The 20,562-nt window shown below is 68.3% G+C and carries 13 protein-coding genes and 1 tRNA gene; 3 read left to right on the top strand and 11 right to left on the bottom strand.

The window, feature by feature from the left end; genetic code table 11:
- Nucleotides 1-22: 22 nt before the first annotated feature.
- The 7 genes from nusA to RTA_RS10020 form a co-directional block, all read right to left on the bottom strand.
- Entirely contained in the window at nucleotides 23-1,519 is a 1,497-nt protein-coding gene (gene nusA, locus RTA_RS10050; protein ID WP_013901282.1) for a transcription termination factor NusA, read from the bottom strand.
- 1 nt (nucleotide 1,520) lies between these two features.
- Nucleotides 1,521-2,114, bottom strand: a complete 594-nt coding sequence (rimP, locus tag RTA_RS10045) for a ribosome maturation factor RimP (RefSeq protein WP_013901281.1) — start codon at nucleotides 2,112-2,114, stop codon at nucleotides 1,521-1,523.
- 138 nt (nucleotides 2,115-2,252) lie between these two features.
- Entirely contained in the window at nucleotides 2,253-2,663 is a 411-nt protein-coding gene (gene arfB / locus RTA_RS10040; protein ID WP_013901280.1) for an alternative ribosome rescue aminoacyl-tRNA hydrolase ArfB, read from the bottom strand.
- Between the two features lie 12 nt (nucleotides 2,664-2,675).
- Nucleotides 2,676-4,301, bottom strand: a complete 1,626-nt coding sequence (locus tag RTA_RS10035; RefSeq protein WP_013901279.1) for an ABC transporter ATP-binding protein — start codon at nucleotides 4,299-4,301, stop codon at nucleotides 2,676-2,678.
- Nucleotides 4,298-5,353, bottom strand: a complete 1,056-nt coding sequence (locus tag RTA_RS10030; RefSeq protein WP_013901278.1) for an ABC transporter permease — start codon at nucleotides 5,351-5,353, stop codon at nucleotides 4,298-4,300. The genes RTA_RS10035 and RTA_RS10030 overlap by 4 nt, the downstream gene beginning before the upstream one ends.
- A gap of 61 nt (nucleotides 5,354-5,414) precedes the next feature.
- Entirely contained in the window at nucleotides 5,415-6,437 is a 1,023-nt protein-coding gene (locus RTA_RS10025; RefSeq protein WP_013901277.1) for a microcin C ABC transporter permease YejB, read from the bottom strand.
- A 7-nt stretch (nucleotides 6,438-6,444) separates the two neighbouring features.
- Nucleotides 6,445-8,259 (bottom strand): extracellular solute-binding protein, encoded by a 1,815-nt coding sequence (locus tag RTA_RS10020; protein WP_013901276.1) that lies wholly within the window; start codon nucleotides 8,257-8,259, stop codon nucleotides 6,445-6,447.
- A gap of 37 nt (nucleotides 8,260-8,296) precedes the next feature.
- Here RTA_RS10020 and fabI point away from each other — a divergent pair, with 37 nt between their 5' ends.
- Nucleotides 8,297-9,091, top strand: a complete 795-nt coding sequence (gene fabI / locus RTA_RS10015; protein WP_041675316.1) for an enoyl-ACP reductase FabI — start codon at nucleotides 8,297-8,299, stop codon at nucleotides 9,089-9,091.
- Nucleotides 9,092-9,197: 106 nt separating this feature from the next.
- Here fabI and RTA_RS10010 read toward each other — a convergent pair whose 3' ends face one another.
- Nucleotides 9,198-11,462, bottom strand: coding sequence for an arginine/lysine/ornithine decarboxylase (locus tag RTA_RS10010; protein WP_013901274.1), 2,265 nt, complete (start codon nucleotides 11,460-11,462; stop codon nucleotides 9,198-9,200).
- Between the two features lie 134 nt (nucleotides 11,463-11,596).
- Here RTA_RS10010 and RTA_RS10005 point away from each other — a divergent pair, with 134 nt between their 5' ends.
- Together RTA_RS10005 and RTA_RS10000 are read left to right on the top strand one after the other, a co-directional pair.
- Complete coding sequence (locus RTA_RS10005) at nucleotides 11,597-12,022, top strand: NfeD family protein (protein ID WP_013901273.1); 426 nt, start codon at nucleotides 11,597-11,599, stop codon at nucleotides 12,020-12,022.
- A 29-nt stretch (nucleotides 12,023-12,051) separates the two neighbouring features.
- Nucleotides 12,052-12,966, top strand: coding sequence for an SPFH domain-containing protein (locus RTA_RS10000; RefSeq protein ID WP_013901272.1), 915 nt, complete (start codon nucleotides 12,052-12,054; stop codon nucleotides 12,964-12,966).
- 55 nt (nucleotides 12,967-13,021) lie between these two features.
- Here the strand turns inward: RTA_RS10000 and RTA_RS09995 are convergent.
- From RTA_RS09995 to RTA_RS09985, 3 genes are all read right to left on the bottom strand, one after another.
- Nucleotides 13,022-13,112: transfer RNA gene (locus RTA_RS09995), tRNA-Ser, on the bottom strand.
- A 35-nt stretch (nucleotides 13,113-13,147) separates the two neighbouring features.
- Nucleotides 13,148-15,214 carry a hybrid sensor histidine kinase/response regulator gene (locus RTA_RS09990; protein ID WP_013901271.1) on the bottom strand — a complete coding sequence of 689 codons (2,067 nt, stop codon included), beginning with the start codon at nucleotides 15,212-15,214 and terminating at the stop codon, nucleotides 13,148-13,150.
- An 11-nt stretch (nucleotides 15,215-15,225) separates the two neighbouring features.
- Complete coding sequence (locus tag RTA_RS09985) at nucleotides 15,226-20,460, bottom strand: hybrid sensor histidine kinase/response regulator (RefSeq protein ID WP_013901270.1); 5,235 nt, start codon at nucleotides 20,458-20,460, stop codon at nucleotides 15,226-15,228.
- Nucleotides 20,461-20,562: the final 102 nt, after the last annotated feature.

Below are 20,562 nucleotides of genomic sequence, written 5' to 3'. Positions count from 1 at the left end.
TGTTCTGGAGCCTCCCATCACATCACTCTTGGGTCGCGGGTGCGCTGGTGAACCAGTGCTCGCGAGCCTTCATGATCAGGGCCTTGGCCTCGTCCGCGGACTGGCCGGTGATATCTGTCAATTCATCGACGGCCAGGTCAGCCAGGTCGTCGCGGGTGTGCACGCCGGCCTCGGCCAGCTTGCCGATCAGCTGCGGGTTCAGGCCGTCGAGGTCACGCAGGTCCTGCGACACCTCCTCGACGCTTTCCTCGCGGGCGATCTCCATGGTCAGCAGGGCGTCCTTGGCACGGGAACGCAGCTCGTTGACCGTGTCCTCGTCCAGCGCCTCGATCTCCAGCATCTCCTGGATGGGCACGTAGGCCACTTCCTCCAGGCTGGTGAACCCTTCAGCAAACAGGATGTCGGCGATCTCCTGGTCCACGTCCAGCTTTTCCATGAACAGCGTGCGGATCTTGTCCGTCTCCTCGGCCTGCTTCTGGGCCGATTCGTTGGCGTCCATGATGTTGATCTTCCAGCCGGTCAGCTCGGACGCCAGCCGCACGTTCTGCCCGCCGCGGCCGATGGCGATGGCGAGGTTCTCCTCGTCCACCACCACGTCCATGGCGTGCTTCTCCTCGTCCACGACGATGGAGGTCACGTTGGCCGGGGCCAGCGCGCCGATCACGAACTGGGCCGGATCGTCGGACCACAGGACGATGTCGACCCGCTCGCCGGCCAGCTCGTTGGTGACCGCGTTCACGCGCGTGCCGCGCACGCCCACGCAGGTGCCGATGGGATCCACCCGCTTGTCGTGCGACAGCACGGCGATCTTGGCCCGGCTGCCGGGGTCGCGGGCGCAGGACTTGATCTCCAGCAGGCCCTGCTCGATCTCGGGCACCTCCTGGCGGAACAGCTCGATCATGAACTCCGGCGCCGAGCGCGACAGGATGATGGGCGCGCCGCGCAGCGTCAGGTCCACCTCCATGATCATGGCCCGGACCCGGTCGCCGTTGCGCAGGTTCTCCTTGGGGATCATCTCGCCGCGGCGCAGGCGTCCCTCGACGCGGCCGCTCTCGACGATGATGTCGCCTTTGTCCATGCGCTTGACGGTGCCCACGAAGATCTTGTCGCCGCGCGACATGAAATCGTTCAGCAGCATCTCGCGCTCGGCGTCGCGGATCTTCTGCAGGATGACCTGCTTGGCCGCCATCGCGCCGATGCGCCCGATGGGCACGGACTCGACCGGCTCCTCGATGTAGTCGTCCACCTCTATGTCGGGGATCTGCTCCTTGGCCTCGAACAGCAGGATCTCCTGGTCGGGCAGCTGCAGGCCGGCCTCGTCGGGCACCACGTGCCAGCGGCGGAAGGTCTCATAGCTGCCGGAGTCGCGGTCCACCGCCACGCGGATGTCCACGTCGCCCTCGTACAGCTTCTTGGTGGCCTGGGCCAGGGCCGACTCCACCGCGCCGAACACCACGTCGCGCTCGACGTTCTTCTCGCGCGAGATGGCTTCCACCAGCATCAACAATTCGCGGTTCATGTCACGACTCTCCTGCAACTGCCTTGGGCCTGCGCCCCTTGAAATCCACAACTGAGGCCAGACGGGCCTCCTTCAACTCGTCCAGCCGGAACCCCAGCACCTGCACCGGCGGGCGCTCCTTCTTCCTGCTCACCTTCTGGCCGGGCCTGGCCTGCGGCTCGTCGGTCCAGCTGATCTGCCAGCCTTGGCCCGAGGCCGCGCGCTCGAGCGTGCCGCGGAACTTCTTGCGGTTGGCCGCGACCTGGCCCGCCGCCGCCGCGCCCATGGGCGCCTTGAGCGTGATGTCCACCAACTCGCCGGCGAAACGCTCGAAGTCGCGCTCGCCGCGCAGCGGCCGGTCGATGCCCGGCGACGACACCTCCAGCCGCTTGTACTCGACACCCTCGACCTCCAGCGCGAACTGCAGCTGGCGCGTGACCTTCTCGCAGTCCTCGACGTTCACGAACTGTTCCGGCGACGGAACGGCTCCTTGGGACACGGGCTGCCAGGGCAGGTCGATCGTGATGCGCAGCAAGCCGCCGGCGGAGCGCTCGATCTCCACCAGCTCGTAGCCGAGCCCGCTCACGGTTTGTTCGACGATGTCCTGCAGCGCCACGTCTGTGTCTGGATTCCTGGGGTGCGGTTTGCGATCGACCAAAAAAAACGGGCGGTGAGTACCCGCCCGGCTTGGTCGTGAAGCAAAGATTGTACCGCCAGCGCGGCCGGGATGCAAGCCGCCGGAAGAACCTCGCCCTCAGTCCTGCGGCGGGCTGCGCATGAGCTTGACCTGGGAGCGCAGCTTCTTGGCCTCGAGGCGCCGCTGCCGCGAGGCGGCGGTCGGCCGGGTGGCGCGCCGCGCCTGGGGCGCCTGCGCCACGCTGTCGACCAGTTCCTGCAGCCGGCCGAACGCCTCGGCCCGGTTCATGTCCTGGCTGCGGTGCTGCTGGGCCTTGATGACCAGCACGCCGTCGCGGTTGATCCGGCCGTCGCGCAGCGCCAGCAGCCGGGCCTTGTGGTCTTCCGGCAGCGAGGAACGCGGGATGTCGAAGCGCAGGTGGATGGCGCTGGAGACCTTGTTGACGTTCTGGCCGCCGGCGCCCTGGGCGCGCATGGCCGTGGTCTCGACCTCGTGCGGCGGGATGGGCGTGCGTCCGGCGGCGGCCATGGCCTGCAGGGTTCAGACGGCGGCCGCGATCAGCGCCTGGGTGTACGGGTCCTGCGGCTGGCCCAGCACCTGCTGGGCCGTGCCGGCTTCGACGATGCGGCCCTCCTTCATCACCACCACGTCGTGCGCCATGGCGTGGATGACCTCGATGTCGTGGGTGATCAGCAGGTAGCTCAGGCCCCGCTCGCGCTGCAGCCGCTGCAGCAGGCGCAGCACCTGCTTCTGGATGGTCACGTCCAGCGCGCTGGTCGGCTCGTCCAGCACCAGCAGGCGCGGCTCCACGATCAGCGCCCGGGCGATCGCCAGGCGCTGGCGCTGGCCGCCGGAGAACTCGTGCGGGTAGCGCGCCAGCAGGCCGGGAAAGAGCTGCTCGGTCAGGCCCACGTCGCCCAGCGCCCGCACCACCCGCTCGCGGCGTTGCGCCAGGTCCAGGCCGGGTTCGTGCACCAGCAGGCCCTCGCCCACGATCTCCTCCACGGTCATGCGCGGCGACAGGGAGGAGAACGGGTCCTGGAACACCACCTGGATCTGCCGGCGCAGCGGCCGGCTGGCCGCCGTGCCGCGCTGCCAGTGCCCACCCGCCACCTCCAGTGTGCCCCGGTGCGGCACCAGGCCCAGGGCCGCCAGGGCCAGTGTGGACTTGCCGGAGCCGGACTCGCCCACCACGCCCAGGGTGCGGCCCGGCGGGATGGCGAACGCCGCCCCGTGCACCGCCACGAACTCGCCGCGGCGGAACCAGCCGCGGATGCCGGCCAGCGGTACCGGGTAGCTCACCCGCACCTCCCGGGCCCGCATCACCGGTTCACCCTCGGGTGGGCCTTCCTGCAGCTCGCGTTCCGGACGGCTGTCGATCAGCTTGCGGGTGTAGGGATGCCGCGGCTGGCCGAACACGGCCTGCACCGCGCCGTGTTCCACCAGGTGCCCGTTCTCCATCACCGCCACCCGGTCGGCGAACTTGCGCACCAGGTTCAGGTCGTGCGTGATCATCAGCACGGCCATCCCGGTCTGGCGCTGCAGCTGCGCCAGCAGCTCCAGGATCTGCTGGCGCAGCGTCACGTCCAGCGCGGTGGTGGGCTCGTCGGCCAGCAGCAGCCGCGGCCGGCAGGCCAGGGCCATGGCGATCATGGCGCGCTGGCGCTGGCCGCCGGAGAGCTGGTGCGGAAAGGCCCGGGCGCGGCGCTGCGGCTCGGGCACGCCGGTGGCGGCCAGGGCCTCCACCGCGCCGTCCCAGGCCTGGCGCGCCGACAGGCCCTGCTTGAGCCGCAGCACCTCGGCGATCTGGTCGCCCACGGTGTAGACCGGGTTGAGCGCCGTCATCGGCTCCTGGAAGATCATGGCGATCTCCCGGCCCCTCACGCCCAGCAGCTCCCGCTCGGACATCGCCAGCAGGTCGCGCCTGCCGGCGGCGGGGTCCGAACCGAGAAGGCGGGCGGAACCGCCCAGCCGAGCGCCTTGGGCCAGCCGCAGCAGCGACAGCGCCGTCACCGTCTTGCCGGAGCCGGACTCGCCCACCAGGGCCAGCTTCTCGCCCGGGGCGATGGCGAAGCTCACGCCGTGCACCACCTCCTTGCCGCCGAAGGCCACGCGCAGGTTGCTGACCTCGAGCAGCGGGGCCAGGCCTTCCTCCCGCCCACTCATGCGTCTGCCTTCCGAGGATCCAGCGCATCCCGCAGCGCGTCGCCCATGAAGGTCAGCAGCAGCAGCGTGACCACCAGCACGGCGAAGGTGGACAGCGAGATCCACCAGGCGTCGATGTTGTTCTTGCCCTGGCTCAGCAGCTCGCCCAGCGAAGGCGTGCCCGGCGGCACGCCCAAGCCCAGGAAGTCCAGCGAGGTCAGCGCCAGGATGGCCGCGCTCATGCGGAACGGCAGGAAGGTGATCACCGGGGTCATGCTGTTGGGCAGGATGTGCTTCCACATGATCCGGCCGTTGCCCACGCCCAGGGCCCGGGCGGCGCGCACGTAGTCCATCTGCCGGTTGCGCAGGAACTCGGCCCGCACGTAGTTGGACAGCCCCATCCAGCCGAACAGCGACAGCAGGATCAGCAGCAGGGCCACGCTGGGCGCGAAGATGGCGCTGAAGATGATCAGCAGGTACAGCTCCGGCATGGAATCCCAGATCTCGATGAAGCGCTGGAACGCCAGGTCGGTCTTGCCCGCGAAGAAGCCCTGGATGGCGCCCGTCACCACCCCGATCACCACGCCGACGGCCGTCAGCGCCAGGGCGAACAGCACGCTCAGGCGGAAGCCGTAGACCAGCTGGGCCAGCATGTCGCGGCCGCGGTCGTCGGTGCCCAGCAGGTTGTGGCGCGTGGGCCGCGACGGGTTGGGCTCCTTGGCGAAATAGTTCAGGGTTTTCGGGCCGTAGGGGTTGGGCGGGTAGATCGCCCAGTTGCCGTCCCTGGCCAGCTGCTTGCGGATAAAGGGGTCCAGGAAGTCGGTCTCGGTCAGGAAGTCGCCGCCGAAAGTGGTCTCGGGATAGCGGTTCACCAGCGGGAAGTAGAACTGCCCCTCGTAGCGCACCACCAGCGGCTTGTCGTTGGAGAGCACCTCGGCGAACAGGCTGAGGACCACCAGGGTGACGAAGACCACCAGGCTGCCGAAGCCCAGCCGGTTGCGCCTGAACCTGCGCCAAGCGCGCCGGCCGGGCGAGACATGCTCCGGCAAGGCCAGGCCAGCCGGCGGCGGCATGGCGGCCGCGCCCGCACCCTGTGTCTGGCCGGCAGCCGACGGGTCGGCCAGGAGCTCAGGGCTAGTCGAACTTGACACGCGGGTCCACCCAGACGTACATGAGGTCACTCATCAGCTTGGTGACGAGCCCGATCAGCGTGAACAGGTACAGCGTGCCCAGCACCACCGGGTAGTCGCGCCGGATCACGCTCTCGTAGCTCAGCAGGCCCAGCCCGTCCAGCGAGAACAGGGTCTCGATCAGCAGCGAGCCGGTGAAAAAGGCGCCCAGGAAGGCAGCGGGAAAGCCCGCGATGATGGGCATCAGCGCATTGCGGAACACGTGCTTCCACAGCACCCGCCGCTCGCCCAGGCCCTTGGCGCGGGCCGTCAGCACGTACTGCTTGCGGATCTCCTCCAGGAAGGAGTTCTTGGTCAGCATGGTGGTCACGGCGAAGCTGCCCACCACCATGGCCGTGACCGGCAGCGTGATGTGCCAGAGGTAGTCGACGACCTTGCCGCCCAGGCTCAGCTCGTCCCAGTTGCCGGAGGTCAGTCCGCGCAGGGGGAACCACTGCAGCTGGCCGCCGAACACCACCAGCAGCGCCACCCCCAGCACGAAGCCCGGGATGGCGTAGCCCACCAGCACCAGCAGCGTGGTCGCCAGGTCGAAGCGCGAACCGGCGCGAACCGCCTTGGACACGCCCAGCGGCACGGCGATCAGGTAGCTGATGAAGAAGGTCCACAGGCCCAGCGTGATGGAGACCGGCAGCTTCTCGCGGATCAGCAGCCACACGTCCTTGTTCTGGAAGAAGCTGCGGCCCAGGTCGAAGCGGGCGTACTGCCCCAGCATCTGCAGGAAGCGCTCGTGCGGCGGCTTGTCGAAGCCGTACAGGGCCTTGATCTGCTCGATGCGCTTGGGGTCCACGCCCTGGTCGCCGCGGTAGGTCAAGGCGCCGCCCTCCCCGCCCGTGCCCGCGCGCGACTCCGCCAGGTACTGCTCCACCGGGCCGCCGGGCACGAACTGCGTGACGACGAAGGTGATGAGCAGCACGCCCAGCAGCGTGGGCAGCATCAGCAGCAGGCGCTTGAGGATGTACGAGGCCACGGCGATTTCAGTGGGCCGGCGGCCCCGGACGGGCCCACCAGGTGTCGATGGCCCAGGCCTCGCCCTGGGCATAGGGCGGCATGGAGGCCGTGGGCTGCAGCCGCCAGGCGTTGTAGGCGATGCGGTGGGTGCCGGCCGTCCACTGCGGGACCATGAGGTGCATGTGGGCGACGACCCGCTCCAGCGCGCGGCAGGCCGGCACCAGCTCCTGGCGGGTGGAGGCGCCGGTCATCCGGGCCAGCAGGTCGTCCAGCGCCGGGTTCTTGACGCCGGTCAGGTTGCCGGAGTTCTCGGTGTCGGCCGCCTTGCTGCCGAACAGGTCCACGTACTCCTGCCCCGGCGTGTGGGTGCCCGGGTAGGCCAGGGTCGTGATCTCGAACTGGAACTTCTGCAGGCGCTGCTGGTACAGCGCGAAGTCCACCGGTCGGAACACCAGCTGGATGCCCAGCTTCTCCAGGTTGCGCGCCCAGGGCGTGACCACGCGCGCGCCGGACTCGTTGCTGTCCAGGTACTCCAGCACCAGTGGCTCGCCCTGGACGTTGCGCAGCGCGCCATCGCGCACCTGCCAGCCGGCCTGGCGCAGCAGGTCGCGCGCCTTGAGCAGGTTGTCGCGCAGCGTGCTCTCGCCGTCGGTACGCGGCGGCACGACCATGGGGCCGAAGGCGGCATCGGGGATCTGGCCGCGCCAGGGCTCCAGCAATGCCAGTTCCTCGGGGCCGGGCATGCCGGTGGCCTCGCAGTCCGTGTTCATAAACAGGCCCTTCACCCGCTGGTACGAGTTGTAGAACATCTGCCGGTTCATCCACTCGTAGTCCATGGCCAGGCCCAGCGCCTGCCGCACGCGCGCATCCCGCAGCTTGGGGTGGCGGGTGTTGAGCACGTAGCTCTGGAAGCCGGCCGGCAGCCGGTGCTTGAACTCGCCCTTGACCAGCTCGCCGGTCTTGAAGCGCTTGCCGTCCACCCGGCGCGCCCAGTCGCCGGCCGAGAAGAACCGCATCAGGTCGAACTCGCCGGCCTTGAGCGCCTCCAGCCGGGCCGTGTTGTCCCGGTAGATCTTCACCGTGATGCGGTCGAAGTTGGCGCTGCCGCGGCGCACGTTCAGGTCGCGCGCCCAGTAGCTGGCGTCGCGCACGTAGGTGATGTCCTTGCCGAAGCGCACCGGGCCGATCTTGTACGGGCCGCTGCCGATGGGGATGTCCATCACCACCTCGTCGAAGCGCTTGGCCTTGCCGTTATCCATGCCCCACTGGCGGCTGAAGATGGGAAAGCCGCCCACGGTCAGCGGCATCTCGCGGTTCAGGCGCTTGAAGCGGAAGCGCACGGTGCGCTCGTCCACCACGTCCAGCCCGTCCAGGTCCTCCAGCGCGGTCTTGTAGGCCGGCGAGGTGTAGGGCCCCAGCAGGGTGTCGAAGGTGTGCTTGACGTCGGCGGCCAGCACCGGCTCGCCGTTGTGGAAGCGCGCCTCGCGCCGCAGGCGGAAGGTGGCCGACAGGCCGTCCGGGGCCACTTCCACGTCTTCGGCCAGCAGGCCGTAGCCGGCGCCGACCTCGTCCAGCGCCCCCGACAGCAGGCTGTCGAACAGCAGGCCCGAGAGATACGCGGGCGCGTTGCCCTTGATGGTGAACGGGTTGTACTTGTCGAAAGTGGACACCCGCAGGTTGCTCACCAGCCGCAGCTCGCCCCCCTTGGGAGCAGCGGGGTTCACGTAGGCGAAGTGCGAAAAATCGGCCGGATACTTCATGTCGCCCCAGATGGCATAGCCATGGGCGGCCCAGGCGGCCGGGGCCAGGGCGCCGACCAGCGCGAACAGCAGACCTCGCATGCGACAATTCTGCCGACTTTTTTCACCGTCAAACATCATGGGTTTTCTGTCTGGCAAGAAATTGTTGATCACGGGCGTGCTGTCCAACCGATCCATCGCCTACGGCATCGCCAAGGCCTGCCACGCGCAGGGCGCGGAGCTGGCCTTCAGCTACGTGGGCGAGCGCTTCAAGGACCGCATCACCGAATTCGCCGCCGATTTCGGCTCCAAGCTGGTGTTCGACTGCGACGTGGGCGACGACGCCCAGATCGCCAGGCTCTTCACCGACCTGTCGGCCCATTGGCCGAAGTTCGACGGTTTCGTGCACGCCATCGGCTACGCGCCGCGCGAGGCCATCGCCGGCGACTTCTTGGACGGGCTGTCGCGCGAGGCGTTCCGCATCGCCCACGACATCAGCGCCTACAGCTTCCCGGCCATGGCCAAGGCGGCCCTGCCCCTGCTGAATGACCGCTCGGCCCTGCTGACGCTGACCTACCTGGGTGCCATCCGCACCGTGCCCAACTACAACACCATGGGCCTGGCCAAGGCCTCGCTGGAGGCGTCGGTGCGCTACCTGGCCGAATCGCTGGGCCCCCAGGGCATCCGGGTCAACGGCATCAGCGCCGGCCCGATCAAGACGCTGGCGGCCAGCGGCATCAAGGGCTTCGGCAAGATCCTGTCGGTGGTGGCCGAGGCCTCGCCGATCCGCCGCAACGTGACCATCGAGGACGTGGGCAACGTGGCGGCCTTCCTGCTGAGCGACCTGGCCGGCGGCGTGAGCGCCGAGATCACTTACGTGGACGGCGGCTTCAGCCAGGTCGTGGGCGGCATCGCCGAGCCCGCCGGCGGTTAGCCCGCCTGGCAGGTCGAGTGCCCCGGCCCGTGGACGGCGAGCTGTGGGCCGGCCACGGGCGGTTCGAGGCCGCTTCCTGTGCGTGCGGCCCGACCGGCCGGCCTGATCAATCCTTGACGCAGTCGGCGAAGTAGCGCGGCTGGCCGTCGCTGCCCAGCTCCTCCACCAGGCCGTGGATGTCGGTCTCGAAGCCCGGGCACTGCGCGTTGAACTCGCGCGAGAACTTGAGGTAGTCGACGATCTTCCTGTTGAACACCTCGCCCGGGATCAGCAGCGGGATGCCCGGCGGATAAGGCGTGACCAGGCTGGTCGTGATGCGCCCTTCGAGCTGGTCGATCTCCACCCGCTCGGTCTTGCGGTGGGCGATGTGCGCGAAGGCATCGCTGGGCTTCATGGCGGGCGTCAGGTCCGACAGGTACATCTCCGTGGTCAGCCGCGCGATGTCGTACTTGGCGTACAGCTCGTGCACGTGCTGGCACAGGTCGGCCAGTCCCATGCGTTCGTAGCGCGGGTAGGCCTGGCAGAACTCCGGCAGGATGCGCCACATCGGCTGGTTGCGCGCGTAGTCGTCCTTGAACTGCTGCAGCGCCGTCAGCAGCGTGTTCCAGCGGCCCTTGGTGATGCCGATGGTGAACATGATGAAGAAGCTGTACAGGCCGGTCTTCTCCACGATGATCCCGTGCTCGGCCAGAAACCGGGTGACGATGGACGCCGGGATGCCGGTCTTGGCGAACTTGCCGTTCAGGTCCAGGCCGGGCGTGACGATGGTGGACTTGATCGGGTCCAGCATGTTGAAGCCCTCGGCCAGGTTGCCGAAGCCGTGCCACTTGGCGGTGCGCGCCTCGCCCTTGATGACCCAGTCGTCGGCGCGGCCTATGCCCTCCTCGGCCAGCTTGTCCGGGCCCCAGACCTTGAACCACCAGTCCTTGCCGTACTCCTGGTCGACCTTGCGCATGGCGCGGCGGAAGTCCAGCGCCTCCAGGATGCTCTCCTCCACCAGGGCCGTGCCGCCGGGCGGCTCCATCATGGCGGCCGCCACGTCGCAGCTGGCGATGATGCTGTACTGAGGGCTGGTCGAGGTGTGCATCAGGTAGGCCTCGTTGAACAGGTGCCTGTCCAGCTTGCGGTTGGCCGAGTCCTGCACCAGCACGTGGCTGGCCTGGCTGATGCCTGCCAGCAGCTTGTGTGTGGATTGGGTGGCGAAGGTCAGCGACTCCTTGGGCCGCGAGCGCCGCTTGCCCATGGCGTGGTAGGAGCCGTAGAACGGGTGGAAGGCCGCGTGCGGCAGCCAGGCCTCGTCGAAGTGCAGCGTGTCGACGTAGCCGTCCAGCATGCTCTTGATGGTTTCGGTGTTGTACAGCACCCCGTCGTAGGTGGACTGGGTCAGCGTCATCACGCGCGGCTTCACGGTGTCCGGGTCCACGCCCTGGAGCAGCGGGTTGGCCTTGATCTTGGCCTTGATCGCCGCCGGCTCGAATTCACTCTGCGGGATCGGGCCGATGATGCCGAAGTGGTTGCGCGTGGGCTTCATGAACACGGGGATGGCCCCTGTCATGATGATGGAGTGCAGGATGGACTTGTGGCAGTTGCGGTCCACCACCACCACGTCGCCCGGCGCAACCGTGTGGTGCCAGACCATCTTGTTGGACGTGGAGGTGCCGTTGGTCACGAAGAAGCAGTGGTCGGCGTTGAAGATGCGCGCCGCGTTGCGCTCGCTGGCGGCCACCGGGCCGGTGTGGTCCAGCAGCTGGCCCAGCTCGTCCACCGCGTTGCACACGTCGGCGCGCAGCATGTTCTCGCCGAAGAACTGGTGGAACATCTGGCCGATCGGGCTCTTGAGGAAGGCCACCCCGCCGGAGTGGCCCGGGCAGTGCCAGGAGTAGGAGCCGTCCTCCGCGTAGTCCAGCAGCGCCTTGAAGAACGGGGGCTGCACGCCCTCCAGGTAGCTCTTGGCCTCGCGGATGATGTGGCGCGCCATGAACTCCGGCGTGTCCTCGTACATGTGGATGAAGCCATGCAGCTCGCGCAGGATGTCGTTGGGCAGGTGCCGGCTGGTCTTGGTCTCGCCGTAGATGTAGATCGGCACGTCGGCGTTCTTGCGGCGCACCTCCTGGATGAAGCTGCGCAGCTTGACCACCACGGGGTCCGGGTCCGGGCCGGAGCTGAACTCCTCGTCGTCGATCGACAGGATGAAGGCGCTGGCGCGGCTTTGCTGCTGCGCGAACTGCGACAGGTCGCCGTAGCTGGTGGCCCCCAGCACCTCCATGCCCTCGGCCTCGATCGCCTGGGCCAGGGCGCGGATGCCCAGCCCGGAGGTGTTCTCGGAACGGTAGTCCTCGTCGATGATGACGATGGGGAAGCGGAATTTCATGGACGGGCTTTCTTCGCCTGGCAGGTCGGATAAAAAAGGCAGCCGCGAAGTGTATGCAAATAAGATGGCCACGCTGGGCGGGCGGCGGCCGGATGGCCCAGAATGCGGCGCACAACACCCAGGAGGAGGGAAGCATGGACCCATCGACCGTCTGGTGGCTGCTGGCCGGCGCGGCCGTGGCCGTCGAGCTGGTGACCGGCACGTTCTACCTGCTGATGCTGGCCATCGGCCTGGCCGCCGGCGCGCTGGCGGCGCACGCGGGCGGCGCCCTGGCCGCCCAGCTGGTCGCCGCCGCGCTGGTCGGCGGCGGCGCGGTGGCCGCCTGGCACGTCGCCCGGGGCCGGCGGCCGGAGGGCCCGACCGCCGCCGCCAACCGCGACATCAACCTGGACATCGGCGAGACGGTGCAGGTCGACGCCTGGCAGGCCGACGGCACGGCGGCGGTGCGCTACCGCGGCGCGACCTGGACCGCCCTGCCCGCCGGCGGCCTGCCGGGCGCCACCGGGCCGCACCGGGTGAAAGAGGTGGTGGGCAACCGCCTGATCGTCGAGAAGATCTGAAGTCCCCATTGACCGGAGAAGAAGCTCATATGGAAATCGCACTCGTCCTGTTCGTCGTGGCCGTCATCTTCGTGGTGCGGTCCGTCAAGGTGGTGCCGCAGCAGAACGCCTGGGTGGTGGAGCGCCTGGGCAAGTACCACGCCGCGCTGGCACCCGGCCTGAACTTCCTGGTGCCCTTCATCGACAAGGTGGCCTACAAGCACAGCCTCAAGGAGATCCCGCTGGACGTGCCCAGCCAGGTGTGCATCACGCGCGACAACACCCAGCTGCAGGTGGACGGCATCCTGTACTTCCAGGTGACCGACCCGATGCGCGCCAGCTACGGCAGCAGCAACTACCTCGTGGCGGTGACGCAGCTGGCCCAGACCTCGTTGCGCAGCGTGATCGGCAAGCTGGAGCTGGACAAAACCTTCGAGGAGCGCGACGTGATCAACGCGCAGGTGGTGGCCGCCATCGACGAGGCGGCGCTGAACTGGGGCGTGAAGGTGCTGCGCTACGAGATCAAGGACCTGACCCCGCCCGAGGCGATCCTGCGCGCGATGCAGTCGCAGATCACGGCCGAGCGCGAGAAGCGCGCCCTGATCGCCGCCTCCGAGGGCCGGCGCCAGGAGCAGATCAACATCGCCACCGGCGAGCGCGAGGCCTTCATCGCCCGCTCCGAGGGCGAGAAGCAGGCCGAGATCAACCAGGCCCAGGGCGAGGCCGCCGCCATCCTGTCGATCGCCGAGGCGCGCGCGGAAGCCATCCGCAAGGTGGCCGAGGCGATCCGCCAGCCGGGTGGCGAGCAGGCAGTGCAGCTGGAGGTGGCGGAGAAAGCAGTGGACGCCTTTCGCAACGTGGCCAACGAGTCGCAGACCACGCTGATCGTGCCGGCCAACATGAGTGAGGTGTCGACACTCATCGCATCGGCGATGCGGATGGTGCAGGCGGGCAAGACCGGCTGACCGGGGATCCCGCCCCAAGAAAAAGCCCCGCATGGCGGGGCTTTTCTCATGTGGCTGGCGGAGCAGGCGGGATTCGAACCCGCGGAGGGCTGTTAACCCTCACACGCTTTCCAGGCGTGCGACTTAAACCACTCATCCACCGCTCCTGACAGCCGGCGATTGTAGCAGCGCACCCTGCCCATCAGGCCACCTTGGCGCGCCGGGCCTGCTGGGGATCGGCCACCAGCTGCAGCAGCAGGTTCACGTCGGCCGGCTTGACCATGTGGAAGTCGAAGCCGGCCTCGGCCGACCGGTTGCGGCTCTCGGCCTCGCCGTAGCCGGTGAGCGCGATCAGCAGCGCGTCGCGCGAGGCCGGCAGGCTGCGCAGCCGGTGCGCCACCTCGAACCCGTTCATGCCCGGCAGGCCGATGTCCAGCAGCACCACGTCCGGCCGGAACGCCTCGGCGACGGCCAGCGCCGAATTGCCCTCGTGCGCGGTCTTGACCTCGAAACCCTCCATCTCCAGCAGCATCATCAGCGTCTCGGCCGACGCTGCCAGGTCATCCACCACCAGCACGCGCGGCGCGGCGCGCTCGCCAGCCGAAGGCTTGGCGGCCGCCGCCACCGGCTCGGCGGGCCGCTGCGCGGGCGCCAGGCTGGCCGGCAGTTGCACCGACACCTCGGTGCCGCGGCCGATGCCTTCGCTGCGCGCCTCCACGCGGCCGCCATGGAGCTCGACCAGGTGCTTGACCAGCGTCAGCCCGATGCCCAGCCCGCCCTGCGAGCGGTCCAGCGACTGGTCGGCCTGGGCGAACAGGTCGAAGATGTGGGGCAGGAAGTCCGGCGCGATGCCCACGCCCTGGTCCTGCACCGCGATCGTCACCTTGCCGGCGGCATAGCGCGCCCGCAGCGCGATCCGCGTGTCCGGCGGGGAAAACTTCGAGGCATTGTTGATGAGGTTGGACAGCACCTGCGCCAGACGCACGGAATCGCCATCGAGCACCACCGGATCGTCGGGCAGCTCCACCGCCAGGCGCTGGCTGCGGCCCTCGATCTTGGGCATGCTGGACTCGACGGACCGCTCCACCAGCGAAGCCAGGCTGAGTTTCTCGGGCTTGACCACCACCTTGCCCTGCACGATGCGCGAGACGTCCAGCAGGTCGTCGATCAGGCGCGCCATGTGGTCGGCCTGGCGGCTGATCACGTCGCGCGCCCAGTTCATGGTGGGCGGGGCCACATCGGCGCCCTGCATGATGTGCACGGCGTTGCGGATGGGCGCCAGCGGGTTGCGCAGTTCATGGGCCAGCATGGCCAGGAACTCGTTCTTGCGCCGGTCGGCCTCCTGCACCGCCGCGTACAGCCGCGCGTTCTCCAGTGCGATCGAGGCGCGGCTGACCACCTCCTTGGCCAGGGCCAGGCGCGGCGAGTCGAATTCGTCGGGCCTGCCCAGCAGCACCAGCACGCCGCGCGAGTGTTCGCCCATGAGCAGCGGGCACACGGCGGCGCCGGCCGTGCCGTCCTGCCAGCGCTCGAAGCGGCGCTCCTCGAGCACGCGGGCCACCGCCTCGCGCAGCCCGGGCTCCAGCCCGTCCACGCCGCCGACGGCACCGGCCGGATGGTCCTGCGAGCGCATGACGGCGCCATCGGATCCGGCGACCACCAGCAAGGCGCGCCGCCCCAGCATGGGAACCGACACCTCCAGCAGCGCCCGCGCCGTCTGGTCCATGTCGAGCGAGCGCGACAGCAGCTGGCTGGCATCGGCCAGGTAGTCGGCCCGCGCGATGGCCTGCTCCGCCGCCGCCCGGGCGGCCTCCGAGCGGGCCAGCGCCTCGCGCTCGGCCGCGCGCCACTGCAGCTGCCGGTTCATGCGGAACAGCTCGACAAACACCCGGACCTTGGAGCGCAGCACCTCCGGCACCACCGGCGAGGGGATGTAGTCCACCGCCCCCAGCGCGTAGCCGCGCTTGGCCTGCAGCTCATCCACATACGCCGTGATGAAGACGATGGGGGTCTGGGCCGACCGCTTGTACTGGCGGATCAGGCTGGCGGTCTCCAGGCCGTCGATGTCCGGCATGTTGACGTCCAGCAGGATCACGGCGAACTCGTTGTCCAGGATCTGGGCGAGCGCCTCCTTGCCCGAGCGGGCGCTGACGATGTGCTGGCCCAGCTCCTCGAGGATGCTGCGGAAGACGACATGCTTTTCGGGCAGGTCGTCCACGATCAGGATGCTGGCCTTCTCCGGCCGGGCCGCTGCCGCGGTGTCCTGCATCGGCGCCGGCCTCACTGGTGCAGCCATGCCCGCAACACGGCCAACAAGTCCTGCGTGTTGACCGGCTTGGACAGGTAGTCCCAGGCCCCGGCCTCGATGCATTTCTCGCGGTCTCCCTTCATCGCCTTGGCGGTCACGGCGATCATGGGCAGCGTCTTGCCTTGCGGCAGCTTGCGTATCTCCTTCATGGTCGCCATGCCGTCCATCTCCGGCATCATGATGTCCATCAGCACGATCTTGATCTGCGGGTCGTTGGCCACCCGGTTGATGGCCTCGCGGCCGTTGTCCGCCCACACGATGTCCATGGCGTGCTCCTCCAGCACGGTGGCCAGGGCGAAGATGTTGCGCATGTCGTCGTCGACGATCAGCACGCGCTTGCCGGCCAGCGGCTTGGTCGAGGAGATCACGTCGTCCAGCATGGCGCGCTTGGCCGCCGGCAGGCGCGTCACGTTGTGGTGCATGGCCAGCAGCGCCAGGTCGAACAGCCGGGGCACGGTGTGCATCTCGCGCACCGTGACCTTGTCGTCCGAATGCCAGGCGAAGCGGCCATTGCCATCCAGGCTGCCGGAGCGGTAGAGCAGCAGCGGCACCGGTCCCATGGTCGCCTGCGCGGCCAGCGCCTGGCGCGTCTCGGCCGTGTCCAGCTTGCCGAAGCTGTCGTCCAGCACCACGCAGTCGAACCGGCTCTCGTCCAGCGCCTCCAGGAATCTCTCCGGCGACTTGGCCACCACGGTGTTGATGTTCTCGTCCTCCAGCTGCGCCAGCAGCTCGCGCCGCGCGGCCGTGTCCTTCATCGCCACCAGGATGCTGCGCTGCTGGCGCATGGCATAGGAGCGCAGCTGGTCCAGCATGGTGTCCAGCACTTCCTTGGACTGGATCGGCTTTTCGACGAACGCGACGGCGCTGCCGTCGAAGGCCCGGTCCTTGGAGTCGTCGGTGGAGATGACGCACACCGGGATGTGGCGCGTGGTGAAGTCCTGCTTGAGCCGGTCCAGCACGCGCCAGCCGTCCACGTCCGGCAGGTACATGTCCAGGGTCACGGCCGAGAGCTGGTACTGGCTGGCCAGCGTCAGCGCGCCCGCCCCCATGGCGGTCACCAGGCCCTTGAATCCCTTGGCGCGGGCCGCGTCCAGCAGGAAGCGGGCGAACGCCATGTCGTTCTCGACGATCAGCAGCACCAGGTCGCCCTGGGTGATGATGTCGCGGTCGTCATTGGCCTCGTTGCGCGTGCCGACCTCCAGCTCCTCGGCCTCGGCCACGGCGCGCGTCAGCTCCGGCTCGGGCAGCTGGGGCGTCTTGGACGGCAGCAGCCGGCGCGCCTGCGGCGGCAGCGCCGCGTCGCCGCGCGGCTCGGTGTAGGAGCTGGTGCGCCGCGTGCCGCGGGTCGCCGGGAAGTGCACCGGCAGGTACAGGGTGAAGGTGCTGCCCTGCCCCGGGGCGCTGGCCAGGCGGATCTCGCCGCCCAGCAGCTTGGACAGCTCGCGGCTGATCGCCAGGCCCAGGCCGGTGCCGCCGTACTTGCGGCTGGTCGAGCCGTCGGCCTGCTGGAAGGCCTCGAAGATGATCTGCTGCTTGTCGGCCGAGATGCCGATGCCGGTGTCGGAGACGGCGAAGGCGATCACCTGCGGAGCACGGTTGAGGTCCTCGTTGTCCGGAGTCCAGCCGGTCACGACCTCCTCGATGGCCAGCGTCACCTGGCCCTGGTGCGTGAACTTGAAGGCGTTGGACAGCAGGTTCTTCAGGATCTGCTGCAGGCGCTTGACGTCGGTCACCATGGAGCCCGGCAGCTGCAGGCCGCTGTGGATCATGAAGTCCACGCTCTTGGCCTCGGCCACGTGGCGGAAGGTGCGCTCCACGTACAGCTGCAGGTCGGACAGGCGCAGCTCGCTGACGTCCACCGCGACCGTGCCGGACTCGATCTTGGACAGGTCCAGGATGTCGTTGATCAGCATCAGCAGGTCGTTGCCCGACGAGTGGATGGTCTTGGCGAACTCCACCTGCTTGGTGCTGAGGTTGCCGTCCGGGTTCTTGGACAGCTGGTCCGACAGGATCAGCAGCGAGTTCAGCGGCGTGCGCAGCTCGTGCGACATGTTGGCCAGGAACTCGGACTTGTACTTGGACGTCAGGGCCAGCTGCTTGGCCTTTTCCTCCAGCGCCTGGCGCGCCTGCTCCACCTCCTGGTTCTTGCGCTCCACCTCGTGGTTCTGGTGCACCAGCAGGCGGGCCTTCTCCTGCAGCTCCTCGTTGGTCTGCTGCAGTTCCTGCTGCCGGCTCTGGAGCTCCTGCGCCAGCGACTGCGACTGCGTCAGCAGGTCCTCCGTGCGCATGTTGGCCTCGATCGTGTTGATCACGATGCCGATGGATTCGGTCAGCTGGTCCAGGAAGGCCTGCTGCGACGGGCTGAAGCGCTCCATCGACGCGAGTTCGACCACGCCGCGCACCTGCCCTTCGAAGATGATGGGCAGCACCAGCACGTTCAGCGGCGCCAGCTCGGTCAGGCCGGAGGAGATCTTGAGGCTCTCGGGGATGGACGAGGTCAGCAGGATCTTCTTGCGGTCGAAGGCGCACTGGCCCACCAGGCCCTGGCCCAGGTCCACCTCCTTGCCGTACGAGCCGTGCCCGTCCGAGGCGTAGCTGGCCATCAGGCGCAGCCTGGGCTGGTCCTGGGTGTAGCGCAATACGTAGAACTCGGCCTGCTGCGCGCCCACCACCGGGGCCAGCTCGGACAGGATCAGGTGGCCCACCGCGACCAGGTCGCGCTGGCCCTGCAGCATGCGCGAGAACTTGGCCAGGTTGGTCTTGAGCCAGTCCTGCTCGGTGTTGACCTGGGTGGTGTCGCGCAGGTTGCGGATCATCTCGTTGATGGTGTCCTTCAGCGCCGCCAGCTCGCCCTGGGCTTCCACGGAGATGGCGCGGGTCAGGTCGCCCTGGGTCACCGCGGTCGCCACCTCGGCAATGGCGCGCACCTGGGTGGTAAGGTTGGCGGCCAGCTGGTTCACGTTCTCGGTCAGGCCTTTCCAGGTGCCCGAGGCGCCGGGCACCTTGGCCTGGCCGCCCAGCTTGCCTTCCACGCCCACCTCGCGCGCCACCGTCGTCACCTGGTCGGCGAAGGTGGCCAGCGTGTCGGTCATGGAGTTGATGGTGTCGGCCAGCGCGGCGATCTCGCCCTTGGCTTCCACGGTCAGCTTGCGCTCCAGGTCGCCGTTGGCCACGGCGGTCACCACCTTGGCGATGCCTCGCACCTGGGCCGTCAGGTTGCCGGCCATGAAGTTCACCGAGTCGGTCAGGTCCTTCCAGGTGCCGGCCACGCCCTGCACGTCGGCCTGGCCGCCCAGCTTGCCTTCGGTGCCCACCTCGCGCGCCACCCGGGTCACCTCCGAGGCGAAGGAGGACAGCTGGTCCACCATGGTGTTGATGGTGTTCTTCAGTTCCAGGATCTCGCCCTTGACGTCCACCGTGATCTTCTTGGACAAGTCGCCGGCAGCCACCGCCTTGGTCACGTCGGCGATGTTGCGCACCTGCGAAGTGAGGTTGCCGGCCATGAAGTTCACGTTGTCCGTGAGGTCCTTCCAGGTGCCGGCCACGCCCTGCACGTCGGCCTGGCCGCCCAGCTTGCCCTCGGTGCCCACCTCGCGGGCCACCCGCGTCACTTCGGAGGCGAAGGATCGCAGCTGGTCCACCATGGTGTTGATGGTGTTCTTGAGCTCCAGGATCTCGCCCTTGACGTCCACCGTGATCTTCTTGGACAGGTCGCCGGCGGCCACCGCCTTGGTCACGTCGGCGATGTTGCGCACCTGCGAAGTGAGGTTGCCGGCCATGAAGTTCACGTTGTCCGTGAGGTCCTTCCAGGTACCGGCCACGCCCTGCACGTCGGCCTGGCCGCCCAGCTTGCCCTCGGTGCCCACCTCGCGGGCCACCCGCGTCACTTCGGAGGCGAAGGATCGCAGCTGGTCCACCATGGTGTTGATGGTGTTCTTGAGCTCCAGGATCTCGCCCTTGACGTCCACCGTGATCTTCTTGGACAGGTCGCCGGCGGCCACCGCCTTGGTCACGTCGGCGATGTTGCGCACCTGCGAAGTGAGGTTGCCGGCCATGAAGTTCACGTTGTCCGTGAGGTCCTTCCAGGTGCCGGCCACGCCCTGCACGTCGGCCTGGCCGCCCAGCTTGCCCTCGGTGCCCACCTCGCGGGCCACCCGCGTCACCTCCGAGGCGAAGGATCGCAGCTGGTCCACCATGGTGTTGATGGTGTTCTTGAGCTCCAGGATCTCGCCCTTGACGTCCACCGTGATCTTCTTGGACAGGTCGCCGGCGGCCACGGCGGTCGTCACCTCCGCGATGTTGCGCACCTGCGAGGTCAGGTTCGACGCCATGAAGTTCACCGAATCGGTCAGGTCCTTCCAGGTGCCGGCCACGCCCTGCACGTCGGCCTGGCCGCCCAGCTTGCCCTCGGTGCCCACCTCGCGCGCCACACGCGTGACCTCGGCGGAGAAGGTGCCCAGCTGCTGGACCATCTTGTTGATGATCATGGCGGTGCGCAGGAACTCGCCTTCCAGTGCCCGGCCGTCGGCCTCCAGCGCCATCGACTTGGACAGGTCGCCCTGCGCCACCGCACCGATCACCCGCGCCACTTCGGACGTCGGGTGCACCAGGTCGCCGATCAAGGAGTTGATGGACTCGGCCGAGTCCCGCCAGAAACCGCTGGCGTTGGGCACTTGGGCGCGCTCCTTGAGCTTGCCCTCCTTGCCGACCACGCGCGACAGGCGGGCCAGCTCCTGCGACATGCGCACGTTCTCGCCGACCACATCGTTGAACGCGTCGGCCACCTTGCCGAACATGCCCGACCAGTCCTGCGGCAGCTGTGCCGTGGCCTTCCCCTTCTTCAGGTCGGTCAGGCCGCCCAGCACCGCCCGGGTGTGCTCGGCCGATTGATCCAGCTGGTCGACGAGCAGGTTCACGTTGGCCACGTTGTCCTGCCAGAAGCCCGTCAGCTTGTCATCCGAGATCCGGCGGTTCACCTTGCCGCCGCCGCGCGAGGCCAGTTCCACCGCCTTGAGCTTGTGCGAGGTCCTTGTGGTCTGGGCCACCAGTTCGTTGAACTCGGCCGCGATCTTGCCGTACACGCCGTCCCATTCGGTGGGAAGCGTTACGTCGCTGTCTCCCCGCCGAAAGGCTCCCAACGCCTTGAGCACCAGCTTGAGTTCGCTGTTTTGCTGCTCCGACGACGGGAGCTTTGCCACCACTTCCATGTGAGTCCCCAATACGTAAACAAATGTCACAGAGTGACTGCGTTGCGGGAGGGTAGTGATTTCCACTAGAGGAGACAACCCGAGAAAAGTACTGCCGGGCTG

It is taken from the genome of Ramlibacter tataouinensis TTB310, from assembly GCF_000215705.1.
Classification (GTDB): Bacteria; Pseudomonadota; Gammaproteobacteria; order Burkholderiales; family Burkholderiaceae_C; genus Ramlibacter; species Ramlibacter tataouinensis.
The sequence above is the reverse complement of the archived record's forward strand: the minus strand, read 5'-3'. Positions and strand labels throughout refer to the sequence as shown.

What these genes read in the sequence shown, in the direction of transcription:
- RTA_RS09985 (WP_013901270.1), bottom strand. Translation starts at nt 20,460, where the DNA reads ATGGAAGTGGTGGCAAAGCTCCCGTCGTCGGAGCAGCAAAACAGCGAA.
- RTA_RS09990 (WP_013901271.1), bottom strand. Translation starts at nt 15,214, where the DNA reads ATGCAGGACACCGCGGCAGCGGCCCGGCCGGAGAAGGCCAGCATCCTG.
- RTA_RS10010 (WP_013901274.1), bottom strand. Translation starts at nt 11,462, where the DNA reads ATGAAATTCCGCTTCCCCATCGTCATCATCGACGAGGACTACCGTTCC.
- arfB (WP_013901280.1), bottom strand. Translation starts at nt 2,663, where the DNA reads ATGGCCGCCGCCGGACGCACGCCCATCCCGCCGCACGAGGTCGAGACC.
- nusA (WP_013901282.1), bottom strand. Translation starts at nt 1,519, where the DNA reads ATGAACCGCGAATTGTTGATGCTGGTGGAAGCCATCTCGCGCGAGAAG.
- RTA_RS10030 (WP_013901278.1), bottom strand. Translation starts at nt 5,353, where the DNA reads ATGCCGCCGCCGGCTGGCCTGGCCTTGCCGGAGCATGTCTCGCCCGGC.
- RTA_RS10035 (WP_013901279.1), bottom strand. Translation starts at nt 4,301, where the DNA reads ATGAGTGGGCGGGAGGAAGGCCTGGCCCCGCTGCTCGAGGTCAGCAAC.
- RTA_RS10000 (WP_013901272.1), top strand. Translation starts at nt 12,052, where the DNA reads ATGGAAATCGCACTCGTCCTGTTCGTCGTGGCCGTCATCTTCGTGGTG.
- fabI (WP_041675316.1), top strand. Translation starts at nt 8,297, where the DNA reads ATGGGTTTTCTGTCTGGCAAGAAATTGTTGATCACGGGCGTGCTGTCC.
- RTA_RS10005 (WP_013901273.1), top strand. Translation starts at nt 11,597, where the DNA reads ATGGACCCATCGACCGTCTGGTGGCTGCTGGCCGGCGCGGCCGTGGCC.
- RTA_RS10020 (WP_013901276.1), bottom strand. Translation starts at nt 8,259, where the DNA reads ATGCGAGGTCTGCTGTTCGCGCTGGTCGGCGCCCTGGCCCCGGCCGCC.